General features: G+C 62.3%; 19 protein-coding genes. 7 read left to right on the plus strand and 12 right to left on the minus strand.

All coding sequences use genetic code 11. The annotated features are described in order from the left end of the window. Positions 1 to 87: 87 nt before the first annotated feature. Positions 88 to 1086 (plus strand): transporter, encoded by a 999-nt coding sequence (locus O7A70_RS26265; RefSeq protein WP_337142971.1) that lies wholly within the window; start codon positions 88 to 90, stop codon positions 1084 to 1086. On the opposite strand, the gene rarD is transcribed toward O7A70_RS26265, so the two are convergent. From rarD to cysS, 8 genes are all read right to left on the minus strand, one after another. After that, on the minus strand, positions 1064 to 1990 hold the full coding sequence (gene rarD, locus O7A70_RS26270; RefSeq protein WP_337142972.1) for an EamA family transporter RarD: 927 nt from the start codon (positions 1988 to 1990) through the stop codon (positions 1064 to 1066). The two genes, O7A70_RS26265 and rarD, sit on opposite strands and share 23 nt — an antisense overlap. An 83-nt stretch (positions 1991 to 2073) precedes the next feature. Beyond that, positions 2074 to 3696: a citramalate synthase gene (cimA, locus tag O7A70_RS26275; RefSeq protein WP_337142973.1), complete on the minus strand. Its 1623-nt coding sequence runs from the start codon at positions 3694 to 3696 to the stop codon at positions 2074 to 2076. Continuing rightward, the gene (pip, locus tag O7A70_RS26280; protein ID WP_337142974.1) at positions 3693 to 4643 is read right to left on the minus strand and encodes a prolyl aminopeptidase; all 951 of its coding nucleotides are present in this window, start codon (positions 4641 to 4643) and stop codon (positions 3693 to 3695) included. The genes cimA and pip overlap by 4 nt, the downstream gene beginning before the upstream one ends. Continuing rightward, positions 4640 to 5116: a GFA family protein gene (locus O7A70_RS26285; protein WP_337142975.1), complete on the minus strand. Its 477-nt coding sequence runs from the start codon at positions 5114 to 5116 to the stop codon at positions 4640 to 4642. The genes pip and O7A70_RS26285 overlap by 4 nt, the downstream gene beginning before the upstream one ends. Then, entirely contained in the window at positions 5113 to 5604 is a 492-nt protein-coding gene (locus O7A70_RS26290; protein ID WP_027144161.1) for a GFA family protein, read from the minus strand. The genes O7A70_RS26285 and O7A70_RS26290 overlap by 4 nt, the downstream gene beginning before the upstream one ends. A gap of 6 nt (positions 5605 to 5610) precedes the next feature. Continuing rightward, positions 5611 to 5997, minus strand: coding sequence for a VOC family protein (locus O7A70_RS26295; protein WP_337142976.1), 387 nt, complete (start codon positions 5995 to 5997; stop codon positions 5611 to 5613). Beyond that, on the minus strand, positions 5994 to 6404 hold the full coding sequence (locus O7A70_RS26300; protein ID WP_337142977.1) for an endonuclease domain-containing protein: 411 nt from the start codon (positions 6402 to 6404) through the stop codon (positions 5994 to 5996). Before O7A70_RS26300 ends, O7A70_RS26295 begins: the two co-directional genes overlap by 4 nt. Before the next feature lie 199 nt (positions 6405 to 6603). After that, positions 6604 to 8055 (minus strand): cysteine--tRNA ligase, encoded by a 1452-nt coding sequence (gene cysS / locus O7A70_RS26305; RefSeq protein WP_337142978.1) that lies wholly within the window; start codon positions 8053 to 8055, stop codon positions 6604 to 6606. A 167-nt stretch (positions 8056 to 8222) separates the two neighbouring features. Here cysS and O7A70_RS26310 point away from each other — a divergent pair, with 167 nt between their 5' ends. Both O7A70_RS26310 and O7A70_RS26315 read left to right on the plus strand, forming a co-directional pair. Continuing rightward, positions 8223 to 8363 (plus strand): hypothetical protein, encoded by a 141-nt coding sequence (locus O7A70_RS26310; RefSeq protein WP_337142979.1) that lies wholly within the window; start codon positions 8223 to 8225, stop codon positions 8361 to 8363. Positions 8364 to 8474: 111 nt separating this feature from the next. Then, positions 8475 to 8630, plus strand: coding sequence for a hypothetical protein (locus O7A70_RS26315; RefSeq protein ID WP_023771655.1), 156 nt, complete (start codon positions 8475 to 8477; stop codon positions 8628 to 8630). Positions 8631 to 8710: 80 nt separating this feature from the next. Here the strand turns inward: O7A70_RS26315 and O7A70_RS26320 are convergent, their stop codons facing one another. Beyond that, the gene (locus O7A70_RS26320; RefSeq protein ID WP_337142980.1) at positions 8711 to 9472 is read right to left on the minus strand and encodes an SOS response-associated peptidase; all 762 of its coding nucleotides are present in this window, start codon (positions 9470 to 9472) and stop codon (positions 8711 to 8713) included. A gap of 119 nt (positions 9473 to 9591) precedes the next feature. Here O7A70_RS26320 and O7A70_RS26325 point away from each other — a divergent pair, with 119 nt between their 5' ends. The 4 genes from O7A70_RS26325 to O7A70_RS26340 all read left to right on the plus strand — a co-directional run bounded on the left by O7A70_RS26325 (position 9592) and on the right by O7A70_RS26340 (position 11974). Then, a complete protein-coding gene (locus tag O7A70_RS26325) occupies positions 9592 to 10014 on the plus strand; it encodes an NUDIX hydrolase (RefSeq protein WP_337142981.1) in 423 nt (140 codons plus the stop codon). Positions 10015 to 10125: 111 nt separating this feature from the next. Continuing rightward, positions 10126 to 10503 carry a TIGR02301 family protein gene (locus O7A70_RS26330; RefSeq protein ID WP_027144167.1) on the plus strand — a complete coding sequence of 126 codons (378 nt, stop codon included), beginning with the start codon at positions 10126 to 10128 and terminating at the stop codon, positions 10501 to 10503. Between the two features lie 352 nt (positions 10504 to 10855). Further along, a complete protein-coding gene (locus tag O7A70_RS26335; protein ID WP_015318556.1) occupies positions 10856 to 11113 on the plus strand; it encodes a hypothetical protein in 258 nt (85 codons plus the stop codon). A gap of 69 nt (positions 11114 to 11182) precedes the next feature. Beyond that, on the plus strand, positions 11183 to 11974 hold the full coding sequence (locus O7A70_RS26340) for a hypothetical protein (RefSeq protein WP_337142982.1): 792 nt from the start codon (positions 11183 to 11185) through the stop codon (positions 11972 to 11974). A gap of 67 nt (positions 11975 to 12041) precedes the next feature. Here the strand turns inward: O7A70_RS26340 and O7A70_RS26345 are convergent, their stop codons facing one another. The 3 genes from O7A70_RS26345 to O7A70_RS26355 form a co-directional block, all read right to left on the minus strand. Beyond that, positions 12042 to 12758, minus strand: a complete 717-nt coding sequence (locus tag O7A70_RS26345; protein WP_337142983.1) for a nucleotidyl transferase AbiEii/AbiGii toxin family protein — start codon at positions 12756 to 12758, stop codon at positions 12042 to 12044. Between the two features lie 67 nt (positions 12759 to 12825). After that, complete coding sequence (locus O7A70_RS26350; protein ID WP_337142984.1) at positions 12826 to 13032, minus strand: hypothetical protein; 207 nt, start codon at positions 13030 to 13032, stop codon at positions 12826 to 12828. Positions 13033 to 13116: 84 nt separating this feature from the next. Then, positions 13117 to 14442 carry a dihydroorotase gene (locus O7A70_RS26355; protein WP_337142985.1) on the minus strand — a complete coding sequence of 442 codons (1326 nt, stop codon included), beginning with the start codon at positions 14440 to 14442 and terminating at the stop codon, positions 13117 to 13119. Positions 14443 to 14486: the final 44 nt, after the last annotated feature.

Here is a 14486-nt window from a genome sequence, read left to right on the forward strand (position 1 = left end):
AGTCACACTAAATCGGGCATGCCATGCTAGAAATCGCGCTTGGCCGCCCCCGCGACCCCGACCGCATCAGAGACCGGCGAAGCCGCCATGAATATCGCCCTCCCCTCCGAAGGCACTGACCTGTCGCCTTACCTGCCCGATGAGCACGGGCTGTTCTTCATCTACCACTTTACCACCGAGGGCGCGCGTACCAGTGATGCCGCCGCCGCGCACTGGACATGGCGCAGCTACCAGCTTTCCGACATGCGCGCCCGTCACGAGATCGGCGCCGATCAGGCGTTGCCGGCGCCGGTGCGCGAAGCCTTCCTGAGCGCCAGCCATGGCTGCCACATCGATCTCGAGGATGACTGGCTCTATGGCGATCTGCCGGACCTGCGCCATGACTATTCGGCGGAAGCCGGCGGGCTTGGTCATTTCCGCTTTGCTCTCAACGATACGATGCTGGTCGGCGCCCGTAAACAACCGCTGCAATCGGTCGACAACATCCGCAAGGCGATCGAGAACGGATCGCGCAAATTCCGCTCTCCGGCCGAGCTGATCGAGGCTGTCGTCGGCCAGTCGTTCGACGGAATGGCCGCCGAACTCGCGACACTCAGCGACAGTCTCGACGGCATCGAGGACCGTATCGTCTGCGACGCATGGCACAATGAGCGGCAAGCGCTGGTCGATGCACGCCGGCACCTGGTGGTCATCCATCGGCAGATGGCGACGCTGACCAATCTGTTTCGCCATCTCGATCATTCGCACCGCAACGACCTGCCGGATTCGATCAACGACATGGCGGCGCGGCTGTCGCACCGCGCCCAGACGTTGCATTATGATGGCGAGCAGCTGCAGGCGCGCACGCGGCTCCTGCAGGACGAGCTGATGGCCAAGCTGACGACGCAGTCGAACCGGCTGCTCTATGTGCTGTCGGTGATGACGGCGGTGCTGTTGCCGATGACCATCATCTCGGGCCTGTTCGGCATGAATGTCGGCGGCTTGCCGCTGGTCAACACCCCATTGGGCTTTTGGGTGGTCACGGCCGTATCGCTGCTGATCGCGGGCGTGACCTATCTTTTCGTCAGGCGGCTCGGACAGATGTAGCCCGGCGCGCCGTCGCCAGCATGGACCAGGAATAGATCGCCAGCGCCGCCCAGATCAGGGCAAAGGCGGTAGCCTGCGTAGTGCCGAACGGCTCGTCGAAGATCAGCACGGCAATCAGGAACACCATGGTTGGCGCGATGTACTGCATGATGCCGATGGTCGACAGGCGCAGCAGCTTGGCGCCGAAGGCGAACAGCAGCAACGGCACGGCGGTCACCGGCCCGCAGCCGATGAGCAGCGCGGTGTCGGTGCCACTGCCGGAGACGAAATGATCCTGTCCGGTGGCGATCAGGAAGATGATGTAGCCCAGCGCCGGCACCGACAGCAAAAGCACTTCGAGCAGGAAACCCTGGCTGGGACCGATCGGCAGGGTCTTGCGGAAGAAACCGTAGGCGCCGAAGGAAAACGCCAATGCCAGCGACACCCAGGGCAGCTTGGCGCCTTCGATTGTCAGCACGCCAACGGCAACCGCAGCAAGCGCCACCGCCGCGATCTGCAGCCGATTGAGACGCTCACCGAGCAACAACGCGCCGACGACGACGCTGACCAGCGGGTTGATATAATAGCCCAGCGCTGTCTCGACGGTGCGATCGACGGCGATCGCCCAGACATAGATGCCCCAGTTGACCGAGATCAGCGCCGCCGTCAGCGCCGCCATGGCGATGGTGCGGGGGGAGCGGATCGCCGCCTTGAAATCCGCCGTGCGGCCGGCCCAGATCAGGACCGCCGCGGCAATCGGCACCGACCAGACGATGCGATGTGCAATCACCTCGGCAAGCGGCAGATGCGCCACTGCCTTCATGTAAAAGGGCAGCAATCCCCACAAGAGATAGGCACCCAGCGCCAGCAGGAAGCCTCGGCGGGCTTTTGAATCTGCATCGGGGGTAATTGCTTCAGCGGCCATGGCCCAACGCTATGGCCCAGTAACCTTGGCAAGACCATCGCAAAGTTCTGATGGATCAATGGACTTTCGCTGATGGTTCAAAGTTACTCCGCCGCCACCAGACCCGCCATCTCGCGGTTCTTCATCAGCTTGTAAATGATCGAATCCATCAGCGCCTGAAACGAGGCGTCGATGATGTTTTCGGAAACGCCGACCGTCCACCAGCGGGCGCCGGTGCCGTCATGCGATTCGATGAGCACGCGGGTGATGGCCTCGGTGCCGCCATTGAGGATACGCACCTTGAAGTCGGCGAGTTCGAGATCGGCGATCTCGTTCTGGTATCTGCCGAGATCCTTGCGCAGCGCGATGTCGAGCGCGTTGACGGGGCCATGGCCCTCGGCCACCGACATCTTCTCCTCGCCTTCGACCAGCACCTTGACCACCGCTTCCGACACCGTCTTCAACTGGCCATTGGCATCGAAGCGGCGCTCGATCATGCAGCGGAACGAGGTGACGTGGAAAAACTCGGGCAGGCCATGCAGCATCTTGCGCGCCAGGAGCTCGAAGGAGGCGTCGGCGCCCTCATAGGCATAGCCCGACGCTTCACGCTCCTTGACCACGGATATCAGGGCATCGAGCCGGTGATCGTCCTTCGGCACATCGATGCCGCGCCGCTTCAACTCGGCGAGGAAATTGGCCTTGCCGCCCTGGTCGGAGACCATAACACGGCGTCGGTTACCGACCGATTCCGGCGGCACATGCTCATAGGTCGCCGGCTCCTTGGCCAGTGCGGAAGCATGGATGCCGGCCTTGGTGGCGAAGGCGGACGAGCCGACATAGGGTGCCTGCGCTTCCGGGGCGCGGTTCAGCAATTCGTCGAAGGCGCGGGACAGCCTGGAGATGCCGGTCAGCGCTTCAGCTGAAATTCCAGTCTCGAAGCGGTCGGCGAAAGCCGGCTTCAGCGCCAGTGTCGGGATGATGGAGATCAGGTTGGCGTTGCCGCAGCGCTCGCCGATGCCGTTCAGCGTGCCCTGGATCTGGCGCACGCCAGCCTCGACGGCGGCAAGGGAATTGGCCACCGCCTGGCCGGTGTCGTCATGGGCGTGGATGCCGAGATGCTCGCCCGGAATGCCCGCGGCGATGACCTTTTCAACGATCAGCCGCACTTCCGAGGGCTGCGTGCCGCCATTCGTGTCGCAAAGCACAACCCAACGCGCGCCGGCTTCATAGGCGGTTTTCGCACAGGCCAGCGCATAGTCCGGGTTGGCCCTGAAGCCATCGAAGAAATGCTCGCAGTCGACCATCGCTTCCTTGGCCGAAGCGACCGCCGCCTCGACCGAGGCCTTGATGGATCCCAGGTTCTCCTCGTTGGTGCAGCCGAGCGCCACGCGAACATGGTAATCCCAGCTCTTGGCGACGAAGCAGATGGCGTCCGACTTCGACTGGACGAGTGCCGCAAGCCCGGGGTCGTTGGAGGCCGATACCCCTACGCGCTTGGTCATGCCGAAGGCGACAAATTTGGCGCGTGCCGTGCGTTTCTGCTGAAAGAATGCAGTGTCGGTCGGATTGGCGCCGGGATAACCCCCTTCGACATAATCGAAGCCGAACTCGTCGAGCAGTTTGGCAATCGCGATCTTGTCCTCGACCGAAAAGTCGATGCCCGGCGTCTGCTGGCCATCGCGGAGCGTGGTGTCGAAGAGATAGAGGCGCTCGCGGGGCATGGTCATTTGCCTGCAAACTTGTCCGTCGCGCGGATCAGTTGATCGAGGATGCCCGGCTCCGAATAGGCATGGCCAGCGCCTTCGATCAGATGAAAGTCCGCCTTCGGCCACGCCTTGTGCAGCGCCCAGGCGTAGCGCGCCGGGCACGGCATGTCGTAACGGCCATGGACGATGGTGCCGGGGATGTCCTTGAGCTTCCCGGCATCGCGCAGCAACTGCCCCTCCTCCAGCCAACCGGCATGGACGAAATAGTGGTTTTCAATGCGGGCGAAGGCGACAGCGTAGTCGTCCTGGCCAAACGGACTGCTGGTTTCAGGCTCCGGCAGCAGGGTGATCGTCTCGCCTTCCCACAGGCTCCAGGCGCGGGCGGCCTCTATCTGCGCCTTGCGATCGGACCCGACCAGCCGCTTGCGGTAGGCAGCCATCATGTCGCTGCGCTCGGCCTCCGGGATCGGCGCCAGGAAGCGCTCCCATTTGTCGGGGAACATCTCTGAGACGCCGAACTGATAGTACCATTCGAGCTCCGCGCGGGTCAGCGTGTAGATGCCGCGCACCACCAGTTCGCTGACGCGATCAGGGTGTGTCTCGGCATAGGCGAGCGCCAGCGTCGAGCCCCAGGAGCCGCCAAACACCAGCCATTTATCGAAGCCGGCCATTTCGCGCAGGCGTTCGATGTCGGCAACGAGATGCCAGGTCGTGTTGGCCTCCAGCGAGGCGTTCGGCGTCGACTTTCCACAGCCGCGCTGATCGAACAGGATGACGTCGTAAAGCTTGGGGTCGAACAGCCGCCGGTGTTTTGGCGAGATGGTGCCGCCCGGCCCGCCATGCAGGAACACGGCTGGCTTGGCGCCTTTGGTGCCTGACCGCTCCCAATAAACGCTGTGGCCATCACCGACGTCGAGCATCCCCGAGTCGAACGGTTCGATTTCCGGGTAGAGAGTGCGCAAGCTCATAGTTTCAGGCCTTGTTGCGGCCAATTGGCCGTTTCGTGATCGGGATGCTGGAAGGAGATGATCTGCTCCTGCCGCGCGTAATAGTCGGGATCATCGTGGACAGGCTGATCGAAGATCGTCTCGACCCAAGGCAGCCGTGCCGCGTAGTTGACTTGGATCCGCGGCGCCAGATCCGAGCGGTCGTCGAAGGCGCCGATGGCGATCTCGAGCCCGCCGGGCTGGCGATAGGTCAGCGGCGTGCCGCAACGGGCGCAGAATCCGCGATCGATGTTGACCGAAGACTGGAAATAGCTTGGTTCTTCATGGGTCCATTCGACGCCGTCCCTGGGCACCGTCACCAAGGCGCCGAAGAAGGAGCCGAACTGTTTCTGGCACATGCGGCAATGGCAGATGGACGCGCGTCCCAGCGCCCCCTTGATGCGGAAGCGCACGGCGCCGCATTGGCAGCCGCCGGTTCGAACGGTCTCGGTCATGGTCTTTCCTCCGGCGGCCATTGGTCGGTGTCGTGGTCGGGATGCTGATAGGAGACGAGTTCGGCGAGATAGGGGGCCGAGCCAATATCCGCCATCGTGTCCTCGCCCGGCAATCGCGGTATGGAATCCACATAGGGCAGTTTTGCTTCCGTGCCCCATTGAATGGTCGGCGCGATACCAGCCGGATCGTCGAAGGCCGCGATCGCCAGCGCCATGCCGTCGGGCGCCTCGAAGGTCAGCGGCGTGCCGCAGTCGGCGCAGAAGCCGCGCCAGGCGGCATTGGAGGAACGGAAACGCTTGGGCTCGCCGCGCGTCCAGTCGACCTTGGCGCCCCGCACCGAGACCAGCGGCAGGTAGAAATTGCCGCTCGCCTTCTGACACATGCGGCAGTGGCAGACCGAAGCGTCGCCAAGCGCGCCTTCGACGCGGAAGCGCACCGCCCCGCATTGGCAGCCGCCGGTGTAGACCGGCCGGTTGTCGAGGCTCATCGGCTTTCACTCCGGATCATGACAGACCGCCTCGACATTTTTGCCGTCGGGATCGAAGACGAAGGCGCCGTAGTAGTTGGGGTGATAGTGCGGACGCAGGCCCGGCCCGCCATTGTCCTTGCCGCCGGCTGCAAGGGCGGCGGCATGGAAGGCGTTGACCTCGGCGCGGCTGCGCGCTGTGAAGGCGACGTGCTGGTGATCCCGGGGCTTTTCCCTGGCCGAACTCAGCCAGAACACCGGCCGGTCGCGGCCATAACCGCCAACCTTGGTGCCGCCGGTATATTCCTGCGGCACCATGTAAAGCAGCGAGGCGCCCAAAGGCGCCATCGCCTTGTCGTAGAAGGCCTTGGAAGCATCGAAATCGGAAACGGCGATGCCAAGATGATCGATCATGGAACGAGCTCCTCCGTTGCTGGTTGGCTTGCCGGCATCACAGCATCGGCCAAACCGGCCACGATCACGATGTGCTGGCAGACATTGTCGATATCGCGGATGACGTCGTCATTCCAGAAGCGCAGGATGGTCCAGCTCAGCGCTTCAAGCTTCGCGGTACGCGCCGCATCCATCTCCGAGGCATTGGCCGTTGCATGTTGGGAGCCGTCAATCTCGACGATCAGTTTTCTGGTCGGGCAAGCAAAGTCGACGATGTAGCCAGCGATCGGCATCTGGCGCCTGAAAGCCAGCCCCATAAGGCGATGTGCACGTATCTCATTCCAAAGTTTGAGTTCGGCATCGGTCATTGCCTTGCGCATCTTGCGCGCATTGCCACGATTAAGGGGAGATACGAGATGATGGGTCATCGCGAGGCGCCCCCCTCTGTCCTGCCGGACATCTCCCTCTCAAGGGGGGAGATTGGACGTCGCTTCGGCTTTCGCCAATCGCCGACGTTGAAGATTCGGCGCCATCGATGAAGCTGCCGATCTCCCCCCTGGAGGGGGAGATGCCCGGCAGGGCAGAGGGGGGCGCCTCGCGATGACCTCTCCATTCCCGCCGTCACCCTCACCGCTTGATCTCCCACGTCGTCACGCGCTCGCCGGTGACCGGGTCCTTGCCGTCCTTCAACTGTACACCTTGCGCCAGAAGTTCATCGCGCACGCGGTCGGCCTCTGTCCAATTTTTCGCAGCGATAAGCGTCAGGCGCTCCGCAATCGCTTTGGCGACCGCGGTTTCGTCCACCTTGGTCGCGCCAATATCGAAGCCAAGGAAGGTGAGCGCGGTCTTCAATGCGACGGCGGCGGCGTTGTCGCCGCTACCGTCAAAGTCGGTCGCCTCGCCGGCAAGCTGGGTGAGCTGCTGGAAGGCCGCGTAGGTCGCAAGATCATCCGACAGCGCCTCCACGACCTCAACCGGCAACCGACTTCCCGCGGCCGGCGCCAGATCCGCCGCGCGTTTCCATTTGCGCAGCGTGTTTTCCGCCTCCTCCAGCTTGCGCACGGAAAAGTCGATCGGTTCGCGGTAATGCGTCATCAGCATCGCCAGCCGCAGCACATCGCCGGGCCATTTGCGACCACCAAAAGTGTCGGTCTCCAGCAACTCGTGGATCGAGTAGAAATTGCCGAGGCTCTTCGACATCTTCTGGCCCTCGACCTGCAGGAAGCCATTGTGCATCCACACATTGGCCATGACCGACGTGCCGTGGGCGCAGCGCGACTGGGCGATCTCGTTCTCATGGTGTGGGAAGATCAGATCGAGGCCGCCGCCATGGATATCGAAGACCTCGCCGAGATAGGCGGCCGACATGGCCGAGCACTCGATATGCCAACCGGGCCGGCCCCTGCCCCATGGACTTTGCCAACCGGGCTCCTCCGGCGACGACAGTTTCCACAGCACGAAATCGCCGGGGTTCTTCTTATGCGCGTCGACGGCGATGCGGGCGCCGGCCTGCTGCTCGTCGAGATTGCGTTTCGACAATTGCCCGTAGTCCGGCATCGACGCCGTATCGAACAGCACTTCGCCCGCCGCGACATAGGCATGGCCGCGCCCGATCAGGCTTTGAATCAAGGTGATCATGTCAGCCTTGCCGTCGGCGCGGGGCTCGACGAATTCGGTGGCGCGCGGCTCGACGGTCGGCTCCAGGCAGCCAAGCGTCGCGACATCCCTGTGGAACTGATCGGCCGTTTTTTCGGTAACCCGCCGGATCGCTTCGTTGAGCGAAAGCGCCCCTGAAGCGATCTCGCCGCCGAAGTCCCGCAACGCGCGCGCGTTGATCTTGTCGTCGACGTCGGTGATGTTGCGCACATAGGTGACGTGCGTCTCGCCATGGAGATGGCGCAGCAGACGAAACAGCACGTCGAAGACGATCACCGGCCTGGCGTTGCCGATATGGGCGAAGTCGTAGACGGTCGGGCCGCAGACATACATGCGCACATTTCGCGGATCGATCGGCACGAAGTCCTCTTTCGTGCGCGTCAGCGTGTTGTAGAGGCGCAGGCCCTGCGATGCGTCAGACATTCCATGCCTTCCCGGTTTCAGAACTTCTTGTCTGGATGGAGCCAGCCCAGCGCCGAGGCGCAAATCTGGCTCCAGCCTGCTGGCCGGGGCGTTTGTCCAATCTGGGGAAAGATGAGGCGAAAACGTCCGGACCAGCGCGAGGCTAGCCAATAATGCAAATGCCACAAATGGCGAAAGACGTTTTCATGGGCGGCTTTATCGCCTTGGCCGGTGTTGCCGTCAAGTCGCTGATCCCGGGAAAAACGTCGCAAAGACTGGCAAACGCATCGCCCGATCACATGGAATCAGCCAATGAAACATTTTATTAAACATGTCGGCACAGTCATGAAACATTCGCCGGCTAGATCACCAAGCGTCACGATTTGGTCTGATTCAGCGACCAAATCGCATACACGAAAACGTTATCTGGGAAGAGAAACATGCCTCGAAGCAAGCAGGAAGCCAACCGCGCCAAGCAACCGGCGCTGGCCAACCACTATCGTGCGATCGGCCCGGCAGCTATCGTCGCCGCCCTTCTTCACACCGCCAAGAAGAACAAGCCGGCGCAGAAGATCGTATCGCCCCGCGCCGCCTGAAGCGGCACTCCAGCCGACGCAATCGCCGGCACCGAGGGGCGCGAACAAGCGCCCTGACATAGTGACCTCGACGGGCTTCGCTAGAACAGCGTCATTTGACTGTCGTCCGCGCCGGGTTTCTGGCGCCTGGCTTTCTCGGGCTCAGGTCCGATCTCGCCCCTCTCTTGAATCTCCGGTCCGGTGTTGGCGACCTTGTTGACGAGGTCGGAGACGGGAATCGCCTCGAAGAAATCGGGCCGCGCCGGCCGCAGCAAATCGGCGACCTCGCGCGGTTCGCGCGTACGGCAATCCAGCCAGCGGGCAAAGTCGGGGACATCGATCACCACCGGCATCCGGTCATGGATATGGGCGATGTCGGCGTTGGCGTTCACGGTCAGGATGGCGCCGGTGTCCATCTCCGAGCCGCCCGGCTCGGCATAGGTTTCGATCAGACCGGCAAAGGCGACCAGCCCGCCATGCCGCGGCCGGATCCAATAGGGTTGCCCCTTCTTGCCTCCGGTCTGCCGCCACTCGTAAAAGCCGGATGCCGGCACCAGCGCGCGGCGGTGGCGCATGGCGGCCTTGAACGAGGCCTTTTCGATTGCGCCTTCCGAACGCGCGTTGAACAGCAGCGGAAATTCCCTGGTGTCCTTGACCCAGGCGGGAAGGAGGCCCCAGCGCACCAGCATCGACTGCCGGTCCGGCAGGTTGGAGCCCGGAGCCCGCGGCGCGCCGGCGGTCGCCATCAGGACCGGCTGTGTCGGCGCGATGTTGTAGCGGGCCGGGAAATCCTCCAGCTCGGCAAGGCCCAGGAAGGCGGCGGTCTCGTCCGGCGTGGCGGTCAAGGCAAAACGTCCGCACATGATGGAGCCTTTCGAATGGTTCGGCTTCGAAAGTGGCTATGGAACCGGTATTGCGCAACCGGTAATGCTTCCCCTTACTGGGCGGTCCACAACAGACCGGTCCTCGAATGAGCCTGATCATGAACGAAGCACGCAAGACACTTCCCGCCGTCTCGGTCGCCGTCGTGCGGGGGGGCAGCGTACTCCTCGTGAAACGGGCACGGCCGCCTTCGCAAGGGTTCTACGCCTTTCCCGGCGGCAAGGTCGAAGGCGACGAGACGCTGGAGGACGCGGCACGGCGTGAACTGATGGAAGAGACCGGCTTGCGCGCCACCGGTTTGCGCCCGCTTCGGGAAATCCACATCGACGGCAGGGACGACAGCCACCCGGTCGATTATCTCCTCACGGTGTTCGGCGCCGCCTATGCCGGTGGCGAGGCCGTGGCCAGCGACGACGCCGAGACAGCTGCCTTCTACACACTCAAAGAGATGACCCTGTTGCCGCTTGCCGGCTCGGTGTTGGCGGTCGCCGAGGAACTCCTCGGTCACATTCAAACACGCTGACGCAGCACTGAAAAATCGCCTTGCAGGCGACAAATTGTTTCGTCACAACGCTTATGTTGTCTCGCCAGCCACGATTTAGGCCGTTCGGCGGACCATAGCGGCTTTGGGCTTATGAACCGTCCGTCAATACTCCTCGCCATTTGCCTTGCCGTCAGCGCGGCCGTCCCGGTACGGCCCGCGTTCAGTGCCGAGTCGCCGTTCGAGCCGGGGCTGATGCGACTGGCGGAGGTTCTGGGGTCGCTGCATTTCCTGCGCAATCTGTGCGGGGAGAAAGGCGACCAGTGGCGGGGCGAGATGGAAAAACTGCTCGATTCGGAAAATCCCGATCCAGAACGCCGCGCCCGCTTCATCGCCAGCTTCAACCGCGGCTATCGCTCCTTCGGCGGCACCTACACTCAGTGCACTGCTTCGGCCGCTGAAGCCATCAGCCGTTATATGAAGGAAGGGGAGACGCTGTCGCGCGACATCGCCTCGCGTTACGGCAACTGAGCATCCATCAACAGATATTAGGCGCGTCGGCAAGGATCGTCGGCATATCCTACTTGTGCCTGTCCATGTCTTGGTGCAATTCTGATGTTGCACTTCTGCAACAGCGTTAATCAAACGTTACCACGCGAATGCGGAATTAACTCAAACTGAAGGTTTTCGCCCCGCAGGCCGGCCTAATCGGCTAAGTTTGATCCGGGTTGAAACGCAGCTTCGCCAAACACAATTGGCCCCTGTAAAACGCGACCAAAAAAATGTCGTATTTACAGATACTTACTTGGCGCTGCCTATGAATGGAACAGATCAAGCCTGATCCACACTGATGGGTTGCCGCTTGAAAGGGTGGACATCGCTTATGGAACATGCTGCCAACGACATCGACGCGCTGGTCAGGGAAGAGAAGCGCCTGACGGCGGTTGAGAGCCACAGCGAAGCCTGGGCGGAAGGCCTTTCGGCCGGCATCGAGCCCGAGATCATTGCCGAGGCGGCGCTCGAAACGGCATTCGGCGAAATGTTGCGCGCCAATGGCGAGACCTCGGCCCTTGCCTTGCTGGACCGTATGCGTGAAAAGGTGATTGCTGGCGCCTTCGAACCCGAGCGGCTGCGGCACTGAACCAACATCAGGTTCTTTGACGAGTAGATGCCGACCGGGCACCATGCCCGGGAGCAGGGAGATAGGGCAGTGAATTTTCCGATGTCAGGCAGGTCGAAAGGCCCTGTCCTCTACATCCGTCTCGCTGCCAGCTGTGGCGCGATTGCCTTGGTGACGTGCCTGGCCAGCAGCCCTGCCTATGCGCTGAGCGAGATCAAAAGCGAAGAACTCCCCTCTCCGGTCACACCCCCGACGGGCGACGACGCGTCGTCGCCCGTCGGGGGCGCGATCCCCGTGCCTGGCCCGCTAGGAACGCCGCCTTCGACCAGCCAACCGGCCGCTCCCGACGCCGCGGAGCCGGACATTCCGTCGGATGGCGGCAGCAACAGGCCACGTGTCGATCCCCAGGCGCCCTTGCCCGAGGTCGTCTATGACCTCGGCAAGCTGCCCGAGCCCGTGCGACGCATGCATGACCTCATCATCGAAGCTTGCAAGAGCGGCGACATCGAGAAGCTCAGGCCTTTAATCGGCAAGGGCGACAGCATGACCCAGCTGTCGCTGGCCGACATCGATGGCGATGCCATCGCCTTCCTCAAAGGGCTGTCCGGCGACCCTGACGGCCAGGAGATCCTGGCCATTCTGGAGGAGGTGCTTAGCGCCGGCTACGTCCATGTCGATGCGGGTACGCCACAGGAACTCTATGTCTGGCCGTATTTCTTCGCGCTGCCGCTCGACAGGCTCGACGCCAAGCAGCGGGTCGAGCTGTTCAAGATCGTCACCGCCAGCGATTTCGACGACATGAAACAGTTCGGCGCCTACATCTTCTACCGCGTCGGCATCACGCCCGGCGGGCAATGGACCTTCTTCGTCGCGGGCGATTGAAGGTGCCTGCCAGCGGCAGGCTGCGAGCAGCATTGTAGACAATGTTGCCATTAAGCGGGCTGGCGGGCTATGCAATGATGTCAGCATTCGGCCAAATGCGAATGCTTTCGTTTCGAAGAACCGAAATGGCACCGCTAGCCTTACCTGCCTCCATCTGCAGAATCTCGGCTGCGTAACTCAGCTCTACCGTATCCCGAAGCTTGTTGACCACCCACGCAACCTTGTGCTGGACATCCTGTCCATATGCAGCCTGAGCCTTCGCTACGGCGTCGTTCGGGATCTCCCGATAGGCACTGACCAACATCCCAAGATCAATAGCATCGCGATAGCCGACAGCACGGTCTTGGCATCGGTCGGCATTCGCCAATAACTTCTCGGCGAACATGTCCGAGGGGATCAAAGAAGGTACGTTTAGATCTTCATCAAAACGACCTTGCAATGGGATGCGGGCTTCACGAACGATTTCAAACTTGATCAATTGCCCCTTCAACCGCACCACGGTCCTCAGGCCATACTGATCAATCCGAAAATCTCGAACAGCTTCGACTGGCTCGGGAAAGAATGCCCTTACCCCGCTTTCGACCGCCGACATTCGCAATTGGCGATAGCCGTCGGCATCCGCGCACAGAAAATCGACATCCAACGACCGCCGATACTCGCCTAATTTCAACACAATCGCCGTCCCGCCACCGAACCAGCATTGGGCTGCCGTCAGGAAGTCACAGTCCATAAGCGCGAGGGCTTCCGAGATGATCCTGTGCTCGGGCTTTCTGAATTCCTTCATGACTTTCGCTCGCGATGTGTCCGGTTTGATGTTGCAGATGCGAGACGAAACCACGACAGGAAGAGATTTAGCCGGCGGTCAGAAGGATGCCGTGACCGAATTCGCTGGCAAGATTCTGGATAAGCTGCTTTTCGCGCGCCGTAAGCCGAGTTTGATCGACAAAGCGCCAATTGCGCTCGTACAACGCAAATGCTTCGTTGGCCGGGATCAGTCGTGCGACATCGCGGTTCCACAAGAGCGCTTGCAGCTCTGGAAACTCGGCGGGGTCGATCATAGGCGCGAATTGTGCCTTCATAGTGCTTTGAACATAGTGCAGAGCGCTTAAAAATCAAAGACGTGACGCGTCGGCGATGGCCGTCTAGCCGGGCAATGCCTCGGAGAACTCCACCGCCCTGCCCCGGCCGGGCGTAACGATTTCGCCCTCCCACATGACACGCTGACCGCGAATGACCGTGCCGACCGGCCAACCGGTCACCTCCTTGCCGTGATAAGGTGTCCAGCCGGCTTTCGAGCCGGCTTGCGTGTTGGTGATGGTCTCGCGCCGCTTCATGTCGACAATGGTGAAGTCGGCGTCATAGCCGGCGGCGATACGGCCTTTCCGGGCCATGCCGAAGATGCGCTGCGGGCCATGGCTGGAGAGATCGACGAAGCGCTGCAGGGTCAGCCGGCCGGCGTTGACGTGGTCGAGCATGATCGGCACCAGCGTCTGCACGCCGGTCATGCCCGAGGGCGACGCCGGGTAGGGTTTTGCCTTCTCCGCCAATGTGTGCGGCGCGTGGTCGGAGCCGAGCACGTCCACAATGCTCTGTGCAATACCATGCCAGACGCCGTCGCGATGGCGCTTGTCCCGCACCGGCGGGTTCATCTGGATCAGCGTGCCGAGCCGCGCATAATCGTCGGCGCTCAGCGTCAGATGGTGCGGCGTGGCCTCACAGGTCGCGACATCCTTGTGCTGTTCGAGGAACAGGATTTCCTCGGCGGTCGAAATGTGCAGGACATGGATGCGGGCACGGACCTCGCGCGCGATGCGCACCAGCCGTTCGGTGCAGCGCAAGGCGGCGATCTCATCACGCCAAACGGGATGCGATGACGGGTCGCCCTCAATGCGCTCGCCCAGGCGCTCGCGCAGCCGGAACTCGTCCTCCGAATGAAAAGCGGCGCGGCGGCGGGTATTCCTCAGGATCGAGGCGACGCCTTCATCGTCCTCGACCAGCAGGTCACCGGTGGACGATCCCATGAAGACCTTTATTCCCGCAGCTCCCGGCAAACGCTCGAGGTCGCCGACATCCCTGGCGTTATCGCGGGTACCGCCAACCCAGAAAGCAAAATCGCAATGCATGCGGCCGCTGCCGCGCCGGACCTTGTCGGCAAGCGTCGCCTCGCTGGTGGTCAACGGGTTGGTGTTCGGCATCTCGAAGACGGCGGTGACACCGCCGAGCACAGCAGCCCGCGATCCCGTTTCCAGGTCTTCCTTGTGCTCCAGTCCCGGCTCGCGGAAATGCACCTGGCTGTCGACGACACCGGGCAGGATATGAAGGCCCCGGCAGTCGATCGTCTCGCCGGCCGAGGCCTGGCGCAGATCGCCGATCGCGGCGATGCGCCCACCCTTCACGCCGATGTCGCGCAGCCCCTCGCCGTCATGATTGACCACTGTGCCGCCTGTCAGGATGAGGTCATAGGTCATGGTGATGCTCTCTTGCGGGGGGAGTGTCAGCGGCTTACGTAATG

The sequence above is a fragment of the Mesorhizobium sp. Cs1299R1N1 genome, from assembly GCF_037179655.1.
Lineage (GTDB): Bacteria > Pseudomonadota > Alphaproteobacteria > Rhizobiales > Rhizobiaceae > Mesorhizobium > Mesorhizobium salmacidum.